Source organism: Stenotrophomonas beteli (assembly GCF_001431665.1).
GTDB lineage: Bacteria > Pseudomonadota > Gammaproteobacteria > Xanthomonadales > Xanthomonadaceae > Stenotrophomonas > Stenotrophomonas beteli.
Window position 1 is genome coordinate 79,446 of record NZ_LLXV01000038.1, and the last position, 10,453, is coordinate 89,898.

At 68.6% G+C, this 10,453-nt stretch carries 11 protein-coding genes and 2 pseudogenes; 1 reads left to right on the forward strand and 12 read right to left on the reverse strand.

All coding sequences use genetic code 11. The features are described from left to right. Positions 1-92: 92 nt before the first annotated feature. From hisIE to hisS, 11 genes are all read right to left on the reverse strand, one after another. Complete coding sequence (hisIE, locus tag ARC23_RS09895; RefSeq protein WP_057497075.1) at positions 93-713, reverse strand: bifunctional phosphoribosyl-AMP cyclohydrolase/phosphoribosyl-ATP diphosphatase HisIE; 621 nt, start codon at positions 711-713, stop codon at positions 93-95. Further along, the gene (hisF, locus tag ARC23_RS09900) at positions 703-1,479 is read right to left on the reverse strand and encodes an imidazole glycerol phosphate synthase subunit HisF (protein ID WP_057497076.1); all 777 of its coding nucleotides are present in this window, start codon (positions 1,477-1,479) and stop codon (positions 703-705) included. Before hisF ends, hisIE begins: the two co-directional genes overlap by 11 nt. Next, positions 1,473-2,207, reverse strand: coding sequence for a 1-(5-phosphoribosyl)-5-[(5-phosphoribosylamino)methylideneamino]imidazole-4-carboxamide isomerase (gene hisA / locus ARC23_RS09905; RefSeq protein WP_057497077.1), 735 nt, complete (start codon positions 2,205-2,207; stop codon positions 1,473-1,475). Before hisA ends, hisF begins: the two co-directional genes overlap by 7 nt. Next, a complete protein-coding gene (hisH, locus tag ARC23_RS09910; RefSeq protein WP_057497078.1) occupies positions 2,204-2,806 on the reverse strand; it encodes an imidazole glycerol phosphate synthase subunit HisH in 603 nt (200 codons plus the stop codon). The genes hisA and hisH overlap by 4 nt, the downstream gene beginning before the upstream one ends. After that, positions 2,803-3,876, reverse strand: a complete 1,074-nt coding sequence (gene hisB, locus ARC23_RS09915) for a bifunctional histidinol-phosphatase/imidazoleglycerol-phosphate dehydratase HisB (RefSeq protein WP_049436252.1) — start codon at positions 3,874-3,876, stop codon at positions 2,803-2,805. Before hisB ends, hisH begins: the two co-directional genes overlap by 4 nt. Then, positions 3,873-4,967 carry a histidinol-phosphate transaminase gene (hisC, locus tag ARC23_RS09920; RefSeq protein WP_057497079.1) on the reverse strand — a complete coding sequence of 365 codons (1,095 nt, stop codon included), beginning with the start codon at positions 4,965-4,967 and terminating at the stop codon, positions 3,873-3,875. Before hisC ends, hisB begins: the two co-directional genes overlap by 4 nt. Beyond that, a complete protein-coding gene (gene hisD, locus ARC23_RS09925; protein ID WP_057497080.1) occupies positions 4,964-6,259 on the reverse strand; it encodes a histidinol dehydrogenase in 1,296 nt (431 codons plus the stop codon). Before hisD ends, hisC begins: the two co-directional genes overlap by 4 nt. Continuing rightward, the gene (hisG, locus tag ARC23_RS09930; protein ID WP_057497081.1) at positions 6,256-7,167 is read right to left on the reverse strand and encodes an ATP phosphoribosyltransferase; all 912 of its coding nucleotides are present in this window, start codon (positions 7,165-7,167) and stop codon (positions 6,256-6,258) included. Before hisG ends, hisD begins: the two co-directional genes overlap by 4 nt. A gap of 34 nt (positions 7,168-7,201) precedes the next feature. After that, on the reverse strand, positions 7,202-7,510 hold the full coding sequence (locus ARC23_RS09935; protein ID WP_049438528.1) for a YerC/YecD family TrpR-related protein: 309 nt from the start codon (positions 7,508-7,510) through the stop codon (positions 7,202-7,204). A gap of 198 nt (positions 7,511-7,708) precedes the next feature. After that, entirely contained in the window at positions 7,709-7,975 is a 267-nt protein-coding gene (locus tag ARC23_RS09940; RefSeq protein ID WP_238985227.1) for a hypothetical protein, read from the reverse strand. A 26-nt stretch (positions 7,976-8,001) separates the two neighbouring features. Continuing rightward, entirely contained in the window at positions 8,002-9,399 is a 1,398-nt protein-coding gene (hisS, locus tag ARC23_RS09945) for a histidine--tRNA ligase (protein WP_057497084.1), read from the reverse strand. A 136-nt stretch (positions 9,400-9,535) separates the two neighbouring features. Between hisS and ARC23_RS09950 the strand changes: the two are divergent. Next, positions 9,536-10,276: pseudogene (locus ARC23_RS09950) on the forward strand (Crp/Fnr family transcriptional regulator); the annotation flags it as partial. A gap of 15 nt (positions 10,277-10,291) precedes the next feature. On the opposite strand, the pseudogene ARC23_RS20785 reads toward ARC23_RS09950, so the two are convergent. After that, positions 10,292-10,453, reverse strand: a pseudogene (locus ARC23_RS20785) (threonine synthase); the annotation flags it as partial.

Sequence of the window (10,453 nt, forward strand, 5' to 3'; positions counted from 1 at the left end):
CCGGCAAAAAGAGACGCGGTATTGTAGTGCCGAGCCATGCTCGGCTGCATTTCCGGCAGGTAGTGCCCGCCGCTGGCCGGGATTACCGCACCTCAACGATGGCGTTTCTCCAGCACCGCCCGCGCATCCTCCAGCGACAGCCCTCGCGCGCGCAGCAGCACCAGCAGGTGGTACAGCAGGTCCGAGGCCTCGCCGAGCAGCGCCTCGTCATCCTGCGCCACCGCCGCCAGCGCGGTCTCCACGCCCTCCTCGCCCACCTTCTGCGCGATGCGGCGGATCCCGCCTTCGAACAACGAGGTGGTGTAGCTGCCGGGTGGGCGCTGTGCCTCGCGCATCGCCACCAGCTGGTTCAACCCACCGAGGAAATCCTTCGGTGCGCCATCGAAACAGCTCTCGGCGCCAGTGTGGCAGGTTGGCCCGGCCGGGCGTGCCATCACCAGCAACGTGTCGGCGTCGCAGTCGACACTGATCGACTGCACCGCCAGTACGTTGCCGGACTGCTCGCCCTTGGTCCACAGCCGTTGCTTGCTGCGGCTGAAGAAGGTCATGTGGCCGATCGCCAGGGTGGCCGCCAGCGACTCGGTGCTGACATAGCCCAGCATCAGCACCTGCAGCGTATCGGCATCCTGCACCACCGCCGGCAGCAGGCCGTCGCCCTTGCCCCAGTCGAGCGCCTGAAGCGCATCCCATGACGGCCTGATTTCAATAGACATCCCGCACCTCGATCTGCTGTACGCGCAGGTAGCGCTTCAATTCCGGAATGGCGATGGCGCCGCTGTGGAACACGCTGGCCGCCAGCGCGCCGTCGACGTCAGCCTGGTCGAAGGCGTCGGCGAAGTGCTCCATCGCACCGGCACCGCCGGAGGCGATCAGCGGTACCTGGCACAGCGCCCGCGCCTGTTGCAGCTGCACGACATCGTAGCCACGGCGCACGCCATCGCTGTCCATGCAGTTCAGCACGATCTCACCGGCGCCACGCCGTTGTGCCTCGACGATCCAGTCCAGGGTGCGCAGCGGCACCGCCTGGGTCTTGTCCGGATCGCCGCTGAAACGGCGCACCCGCCATTGCCCATCGGCCTCGCGTACCGAATCGACGCCGACCACCACGCACTGCACGCCGAACTCATCGGCCAGTTCGGTGATCAGCTCCGGCCGGCCCAGCGCCGGCGAATTGATCGACACCTTGTCGGCACCGGCAAACAGCACGCGGCGCGCGGTTTCCACGCTGCCGATGCCGCCGGCCACGCAGAACGGGATGTCGATCAGGCGCGCGATGCGCTCGATCCAGGCAACGTCCACCGAACGCGCCTCCGGGCTGGCGCCGATGTCATAGAACACCAGCTCGTCCGCGCCCTGGTCGCGATAGCGCTGCGCCAACTCGGCGATGTCACCCATGTCGACGTGGTCGCGGAAGCGCACGCCCTTGACCACGCGGCCGTCGCGCACGTCCAGGCAGGGAATGATGCGGCGGCTCAACATGCCAGCGCCTCGCCCAGGTCCATGCGCTGCTCAAGCAGCGCCTTGCCGAGAATCGCACCGCCGCAGCCGGCAGCACGCGCCTCGGCCACATCGGCCACGTCACGGATGCCACCGGAGGCCTGCACCGCCACGCCTGGCAACAACGCGGACAGATGACGATAGAGGCCGATGTTGGGCCCGGCCAGCATGCCGTCGCGGGCGATGTCAGTGCACAGCAGATGACGCATGCCGGCACGCGCATAACGCTGGGCCAGGTCATCCAGGGTCACCCCGGCGTTCTCGGTCCAGCCGTGCACCGGCAGCTGCCATTGCCCCTGCGCATCCTGGCGGGCGTCCAGTGCGATGGTGATGCGCTCGGCGCCGAACTCCTGCAGCCAGCCGACCACCTCGTCGGGGCGGCGCACCGCCAGCGAGCCGACCACCACGCGGTGGGCGCCGGCATCGAGGATGCGCGCCACATCATCGCGGCCGCGCACGCCACCGCCGGTCTGCACCTGCAGCGGCGTGTGCGCGCGGATCGCCGCCAGCAGCGGCGCCAATGTGTAGCCACCGGCGCGGGCGGCATCCAGGTCGACCAGGTGCATCCACTGCGCGCCCCGTGCGGCGAACGCCTGCGCGCGCGGCAACGGATCGTCGCCATAGGTGGTTTCCTGTGCGTAGTCGCCCTGCCGCAGCCGCACCACACGGCCATCGCGGATATCCAGCGCGGGGTAGACGATGAAACTCATGCAGCAGTGCCCTCGAGGAAATTGCGCAGCATCAGCGAGCCGGTCTCGCCGGAGCGCTCGGGATGGAACTGTGCGCCGTAATAGCGACCCTGCTCCACCACGGCAGTGAACAGGCCGCCGTGATCGCAGGCGGCAACGGTGTGGCTGTTAAGGGGGGCCGCATAGCTGTGCACGAAGTAGGCGCTGGCCCGGTCCGGCACGCCGCGCAGCAGCAGTGACTCGCGCAGCGGCAGCAGGCGGTTCCAGCCCATGTGCGGCACGCGGATACCGCAGGCCGGCACCAGCTTGCGCACCACGCCGGGAATCAGGCCCAGTGTCTCCACACCCGCTTCCTCGGAGCGTTCGAACAGCAGCTGCATGCCGAGGCAGATGCCCATCAGCGGCACCTCCAGTCGCTGCAGCGGTTCCACCAGGCCTTGCGCATGCAGGCGCTGCATGCCGGGACCGGCGGCGCCGACGCCGGGCAGGATCACCCGCTGCGCACCGATCAGACCATCCGCATCGCGCACCAGCCGCACCGTCGCGCCCAGGCGCTCCAATGCGTAGCGCACTGAGCCCAGGTTGGCACCGCCGGCATCAATCAGCGCGACGTCGCTCATAGCGCGCCCTTGGTGCTCGGCAGTGCCGTACCCTGCCGGGCCAGCGCCGGACGCAGTGCGCGCGCCAACGCCTTGAAGCAGGCCTCCACCTTGTGGTGGTCATTGTCGCCGCGCACCTGCAGATTGAGGTTCAGGCCGCTGGCATCGCACAGCGAACGGAAGAAGTGCGGCACCAGCTCGGTCGGCATATCGCCCACACGCTCGCGCTTGAACTCGCCCTCGAACACGAAGTACGGGCGACCGCTGAAGTCCAGCGCGGCGCTGGCCAGCGTCTCGTCCATCGGCAGGGTGAAGCCGTAGCGGCCAATCCCGCGCTTGTCGCCCAGCGCCTCGCGCAGCGCTTGGCCCAGCGCCAGCCCGGTGTCTTCAATGGTGTGGTGCTCGTCGATGTGCAGGTCGCCCTCGGCCTGGATGTCCAGCGCGAAACCACCGTGCTTGCCGATCTGTTCCAGCATGTGGTCGAAGAACGGCAGGCCGGTGGAGATGCGTGCATCGCCGGCGCGATCCAGATCCAGCTCAACGCGGATCTTCGTTTCTTTCGTGTTGCGCTGGACCACGGCGGTACGCGGCGCGTCGGCCAGCGCGTGGGCGATGCCCGGCCAGTCCCACTCGCCACCGAACTGCTCGGTGCGCAACTGGAAGCCCCGGATGTTGAGGTTGTCGGCGAACTGCAGGTCGGTGATGCGGTCGCCGACCATGCCCGAGCGCGCCCAGTCGATGCTGCGATCCTGCAGATAGGCCGTCATCAGGCCGATGCCCGGCTTGCGGGTGGGCGCGTTGTCCTGTGGCCAGCTGCAGTCGATCAGCACGTCACGGAAGGTGATGCCCTGGCTCTCGAAGATCTGCAGCATCAGGTCGTTGGGGCCGTCGAAGCTGGCGCGCGGGTAGCTGTCGCTGCCGAGGCCGTCCTGGTTGGTGACGATCACGAACTGGTAGCCAGCGTCGCGCAGTTTCAGCAACGCCGGGATCACCTGCGGCACGAAGCGCAGCTTCTCATAGGCGTCGATCTGGAAATCGGACGGCTCTTCGATGAGGGTGCCGTCGCGGTCGATGAACAGGATCGGGGTCATGCTGCGGCCCTCCGCGCCGACAGGGCCGCAAGCACGCGGTCATTCTCTTCGGGGCTGCCGATGCTGATGCGCAGCGCATCCCCCAGTTGTGGCGCCGCACGCTGGTCGCGCACCACCACGCCCGCCGCCAGCAGCGTATCGAATGCGGCCTGGGCGTCGGCGAAGCGGACCAGCAGGTAATTGCCGGCCGAGGCGTACACCCGGCGCACGCCGGGCAGGCCGGCCAGCGCAGCACGCAGGCGCTCGCGCTCGGCGATCACCGTGGCCACGCGTTCGGCGGTGCGCGCCAGCGCGTCGGGTTGCAGTGCCTGCACGGCCAGTTCGGCGCACGGGGTCGGCACCGGGTACGGCGCCTGGCAGCGGCGCAGCACGGCAATCAGCTCGGGGGTGGCGATCAGGCTGCCAATGCGTGCGGCGGCGAGTGCATGGGCCTTCGACAGCGTGCGCAGCACCGCCACGTTGGCGTGCGCGGCCAGCAACGTGGTCGCCGACGGGCGCTGCGCGTATTCCACATACGCCTCGTCCACCACGACCAATGCCTGTCCGCGCAACGCAACTGCGACACGTTCGATCTCGTCCAGGCCGATGTCACTGCCGGCCGGGTTCGACGGAGCGCACAGGAACACCAGCGTGGCGTTGCGTGTCCTGGCCGTGTCGATCACTGCATCCAGATCGGTGCGCAGGCCATCCCCGCTGTCCACGAGAGGCACTTCAATCAGTGCGGCGCCTTGCAGACGCGCGCAGACCGCGTACATGCCGAACACCGGCGGCGTGACCAGCACGCCATCGCGGCCCGGAACGCACAGCGCGCGCACCAGCAGGTCGATCGCCTCATCGCTGCCACGACCGACCAGCAGCTGCTGCGGCGTCACCCCATACAGCGCTGCCAGGCCCTCGCGCAATGCCAACGGCTGCGGTTCGGGGTAGCGCCGACTGCTGCCTGCGGCATCAGCGGGATTGGCCCAGGCCGACTCATTGGCGTTCAACCAGACCTCGCCCTGCACCGCCGCACTGCGCGCCGAGCTGTAGCCGGCGAACGCCTGCAGATCCGGACGCACCAGTGCCAGCACATCATCGACAGCCGCGCTCATGCTGCGACCTCCATGCGCACTGCGACCGCACGTTCATGGGCATCCAGGCCTTCGGCGCTGGCAATGACGCGCGCGCAGCCGCCAATCGCTGCCAGGCCGGCGGCGCTGGCGCTCTGCACGCTGATCAGGTTCTGGAAACTGGCCACGCTGACACCGCTGTAGGCACGCGCGGCACCGGCGGTCGGCAGCACGTGGTTGGTGCCGCTGCAATAGTCGCCCAGCGCTTCTGGCGTGTAATCGCCAAGGAACACCGAGCCGGCCGCCTGCACCTTGTCCAGCCACACGCGCGGATCACGCAGGGCCAGGATCAGGTGCTCGGGCGCATAGCGGTTGCTGATCGCGAACGCCTCGGCCAGCGAATCGACCTGGATCAGGCGCGAGGCCGACAATGCCTGGCGTGCGATCTGCTGCCGCGGCAGCAGGGCAACCTGGCGCTCGACTTCGGCCTCGACCGCCGCCACCATCGCGGCATCGTCGGTCAGCAGCAGCACCTGCGAATCCGGGCCGTGCTCGGCCTGCGACAGCAGGTCGGCCGCGACGAACGCCGGATTGGCGCCCGCATCGGCAATCACCAGCACTTCCGAAGGACCGGCCGGCATGTCGATGGCGGCCGCGCCATCCTGTGCCACCTGCTGCTTGGCTTCGGTCACGAAGCTGTTGCCCGGCCCGAACAGCTTGTCACAGGCAGGAATGCTGGCCGTGCCGTAAGCCATCGCGGCAATGGCCTGCGCGCCACCCAGCTTGAACACGCGTTGCACGCCGGTCAGCCGCGCGGCCACCAGCACCGCCGGATCGGCGCTGCCATCGGCGCGCGGTGGCGTGCACAGCACCACCTGCGGGCAACCGGCCAACTGTGCCGGCACGCCCAGCATCAGCGCAGTGGACGGCAGCGGCGCACTGCCCGCCGGCACGTACAGACCGACCCGGCCGATCGGCCGCAGCATGCGTTCGCAGACCACGCCCGGCGCGGTTTCCACTGCGTAGCCCTGGCCCATGCCAGCCTGGTGGAAGCGTGTGATGCGATCGGCGGCTTCCACCATCGCCTGGCGCAGCTCGGCCGGCACCGCCGCTTCGGCCGCAGCGAACTCGGCCTCGGGCACCTCAAAGGACGACAGCTCGACACCGTCGAAACGCGCGGTGATCGCACGCAGTGCGTCGTCGCCCTGCGCGCGCACCTGCGCGATCAGCGCGGCCACCGCGTCGCGGGTCTGCTGCGCCACGGTCTGCACCGGGCGGGTCAGTGCCGCGCTGCGCGCGGCCTCATCAAGTCGGGACCAGATCAGACGGTTCATGCCAGCGACCGCTCCACGCTCAACACCATCAGGCCCTGCGCACCAGCGCGCTCGAGTTCTTCCATGCGCTGCCAGCTCAGCGGCCCGGGGCACATGGTCTGCAGGCGCAGCGCGCCGCCATCGGCCGGCAGCCGCACCAGCGGCTCGGCATCGGCCAGCAACTGCGACAGCGCGTCGACGCGATCCTCGCTGGCGCGGAACATCAGCAGCTTGCGGTCCTGGCGCTGCACCACGCCATCGAGGCGGCGCAGCAGCATCGCGCGCAGCGAGGCACGCGCATCGTCCGGCACGCGTACCGCGCCGGCCAGCACCGCCTCGCTGTCGAGCAGGTTGTGCACCGGGGTCAACTGGTTGGCGCGCAGCGTGGCGCCGCTGGAGACCAGATCGCAGATCAGGTCGGCGGTGCCCAGGCGCGGGGCGATTTCCACCGACCCGGACAGCTCGACCACCTGTGCGTCCACGCCCTGCTCGGCCAGCCATTGCTTGAGGATGGCCGGGTAGCTTGTGGCAATGCGGGTACCGGCCAGCTGCGCCGGTCCCTGCCACTGCCATTCCTCGGGCACCGCCAGCATCAGCCGGCACTGGCCGAAGCCCAGCCCACGCAGTGCCTGGTAGGCATCGGGCAGGCCGATCTGGCGGCGTGCTGCGGCCTGCTCGTCCAGCTCATTGCGGCCCACGATACCGAGGTCGCACACGCCGTCGGCGATCAGGCCGGGGATGTCGTCGTCGCGCACCAGCAACAGGTCCACCGGCAGCGACTCGCCGTAGCAGAACAGCTTGTCGCGGCTCTCACGCCAGCTCAGGCCACAGGCGCTGAGCAGGTTGCGGGCGGGCTCGGCCAGACGGCCACTCTTCTGGATGGCGATGCGCAGCCGGTCTCGTGCCGGCGCTGCCTGGGTTGCACTCATGGGGGAGGTCTCGAAGTTCGGAACGGGGCGCGGATCAGCGCGAAGCAAGGCGGTCGATGGCAGCGGCATAGCCTCGATGGCCATGCTCGAGCGTGCGTGCCACCCGTCCGGTGGTGGTCACGCTGACCCCCGTGCGCTCGTGGATTTCGCGGTACGGCACACCCTGCTGCAGCAGCGGCACCACCTTCCAGCGGTCGGCCATGGCTTCCAGCTCGGCCGGGGTGCACAGGTCGCGAAGGAAGGCCTCCACCTGCTCAGGCTCGCGCAGGGCGGCAAAGGCCCGGGCCAGGGCTTCCAGGTCGGCCTTCGGGTCTTTGGCGGCAATGTCGGGACGGGCTTTCACGGGGCGGTCTTCATGCATCAATGTAATAGCGCGTTAGTACGTTAGCGCATTCTTGCGCAGTGCGTCAAATCGGAGCCTCATGGGGGTCAGATCCTTTTTCCAAAGGAAAACGGATCTGACCCCTGGACCGGATTCCAGAAACGCAGAACGCCCACCGAAGGGCGGGCGTTCTGCTTTCAAATCAACAACCTGGCCGACTCAAGGCCTACAGCGCACCTCGGCCTGCAGCGCCCCTCGGCGCAGGCATTCACCGAACACGCTGCCCTGCCGGCTCGGCAGGGACTGGATGTTCTCCAGCGCGCCTGCGCCCGCCGCGCACGTGCGCAAGGCCAGGGCCCGCAGGTCACCCTCCAGCTGCGCGCGGTCGATCACGTGGCAGCGGTCAACCTGCAGCCGGTACTGTGCCGGGCCGATCCGTGCACTGTGCAGCGCCGGGTCGCTCTGGCAGCCCGCCAGCAGGAGCACGCTCAGCGCCCCTGCGGCGGCCCGTGTCACGCCATCGCCCTGGACTGTTCCAGCTCCACCTGCAGGGTACTGGCCAGTTCGTCGCGGGAGACTTCGAACTGCTGCTCGCGCACCAGATCCTTCACCGCCACCACGCCACGCGCCAGCTCGTCTTCACCGGCCAGCACCACGAAGCGGATGCCGGCCTTGGCCGCGTACTGGAACTGCTTGCCGATCTTCTTCGGCTCCATCTGCACTTCGGTGTTGATCCCACCGGCGCGCAGGCGGCGCGCGATGTCCAGCGACTGCGGCATGCCCTGCTCGTCCATCAGCGCCACCAGTGCCTGCACGCTGCTGGCCTCGATGCCGTCGATCAGGCCGGCTTCGCGCAGCTGCCAGAACAGGCGCGACAGACCGATGGAGATGCCCACGCCCGGCAGTCTGGACTTGCTGTAGTGGCTGGCCAGGTCCTCGTAGCGGCCGCCCGAGCAGATCGAGCCGATCTGCGGATGGTCGGTAAGCGTGGTCTCGTACACGGTGCCGGTGTAGTAGTCCAGGCCGCGCGCAATGGAGAAGTTCAGGCAGTACGCGGTTTCCGGCACGCCCAGCGCCTGCACCAGCTGCAGCACTTCGCGCAGTTCGGCCACGCCGGTACGCAGGATCTCCGAAGAACCGGCGTCGGCTTCCAGCGTGGCCAGCTGCGCCAGCGCATCGGCATGGCCCTGCGAACGCACGGCGACGAAGGCCAGGATCTTCTCGACCTGTTCGGCCGGGATGTTGAACCCCTCGCCCACCAGCGTCTCGCGCACGTAATCGGCGCCACGCTTGTCCAGCTTGTCCACTTCACGCAGCACCGCGAGCTGGCGCTCGCCTTCGGCCACGCCCAGGCTCTCGAAGAAGCCGCGCATCAGCTTGCGGTTGTTCAACTGGATGCTGAAGTCACCGATGCGCAGTTCCGAGAACACCGCGTGGATGACCGCCAGCACTTCGGCGTCGTAACGCACGCTCAGGCTGTCCTTGCCGATCACGTCGATGTCGCACTGGTAGAACTCGCGGAAACGGCCGCGCTGGGCACGCTCGCCACGGTACACGCGCTGCATCTGGTAACGGCGGAACGGGAAGGTAAGTTCGTGCTCGTGCTCGGCCACGTAGCGTGCCAGCGGCACAGTCAGGTCGAAGCGCAGCGCCATTTCCGGCAGCGAACGATCTCCGGATTCGGCGGCATTGGCCAGCGCGCCGGTGGACTGCACGAAATACACCTGGCGTTCGGTTTCACCGCCGGACTTGGTCAGCAGCACGTCGGACAGCTCGAACACCGGCGTCTCCACCGGCAGGAACCCGAAGCGCTCGTAGTTGCGGCGGATGACGTCCAGCATTCGCTGGAACGCAATCTGCTCGCGCGGCAGCAGTTCAAGGGTGCCGGGCGGGGTACGGGGCTTGATCACGGGGGAACTCCTGCTGGAACGGGACGTGGGAGGGGGCGACATTCTAGCGCCCCGCAGCGCTCAGCCGCCGATAGGGGGCCGCAAGGCCGCATGAAGTATCATAAAGGCCTCCCCGCCCGCGATACGCCCCCGCAACATGTCCCGGCCTTCCGGCGCTCCGCCCGCCACCCCCGATCCCGCCTCGGCGTCCTGCACCGCGCTGGACTGCCTGCATTGCTCGGTCCGCCACCTTGCGGTGTGCTCGGCGCTGTCGCCTGACGAAGTGCAGGCGCTGGAACAGGTTACCCATTCGCAGCAGGTCACCCTGGGCAGCACGCTGGCCCGCGCCGGCGAAGAGCGCCAGCATGTCTATACATTGACCGCCGGTGCGCTGCGCCTGGTGCGCACCCTGGCCGATGGCCGCCGCCAGATCAGTGGATTCGTGTTGCCAGGCGATTATCTTGGCCTGAGCGGCAGCGACCACCATCGCTACGATATCGAAGCCATCGCCGACAGCCGCGTGTGCCGCGTCGCGCTGCCGCAGATGAAAGTGTTGCGCAGCCGTTTCCCGCACCTGGAACGCAAGCTGCTGCAACGCGCCTGCCAGGAACTGGATGCAGCGCAGGACGCCGCCCTGGCGCTGGCCCGCCTGCAGCCGGCGGAAAAGGTGGCCGACTTCCTGCTGCGCCTGGCCGCTCGCGAAGCCCGGCTTGGCGGCAACGGACTGCGCGTGTCGCTGCCGATGGGGCGTGGTGACATCGCCGACCACCTGGGCCTGACCATGGAAACGGTCAGCCGCACCTTCACCAAGCTGCGCCAGCAGGGGCTGATCGCCCTGCCCCACCTGAACGTGGTGGAGATCCTTGACGAGGATGGGCTGCGCACACTGGCCGGCAACCGCATCCATCTCCGATCAACGCAGCAACACCTCACGCAGCGCCGCGTAATCGGCGGCCAGCGGTTCGGCGTGTGCCGGCCGCTGCAACAGCATCTCCAGTGCCGGCGGTACCGCCACCGCTTCGCCGATCAACGGCTCTACCACCGCCTCGAACTTGGCCGGATGCGCGGTGGGCGA

Bases quoted from the DNA above. Each gene is read 5' to 3' on its own strand.
- hisIE (WP_057497075.1), bottom strand. From the start codon at position 713: ATGTCTATTGAAATCAGGCCGTCATGGGATGCGCTTCAGGCGCTCGAC.
- hisF (WP_057497076.1), bottom strand. From the start codon at position 1,479: ATGTTGAGCCGCCGCATCATTCCCTGCCTGGACGTGCGCGACGGCCGC.
- hisA (WP_057497077.1), bottom strand. From the start codon at position 2,207: ATGAGTTTCATCGTCTACCCCGCGCTGGATATCCGCGATGGCCGTGTG.
- hisH (WP_057497078.1), bottom strand. From the start codon at position 2,806: ATGAGCGACGTCGCGCTGATTGATGCCGGCGGTGCCAACCTGGGCTCA.
- hisB (WP_049436252.1), bottom strand. From the start codon at position 3,876: ATGACCCCGATCCTGTTCATCGACCGCGACGGCACCCTCATCGAAGAG.
- hisC (WP_057497079.1), bottom strand. From the start codon at position 4,967: ATGAGCGCGGCTGTCGATGATGTGCTGGCACTGGTGCGTCCGGATCTG.
- hisD (WP_057497080.1), bottom strand. From the start codon at position 6,259: ATGAACCGTCTGATCTGGTCCCGACTTGATGAGGCCGCGCGCAGCGCG.
- hisG (WP_057497081.1), bottom strand. From the start codon at position 7,167: ATGAGTGCAACCCAGGCAGCGCCGGCACGAGACCGGCTGCGCATCGCC.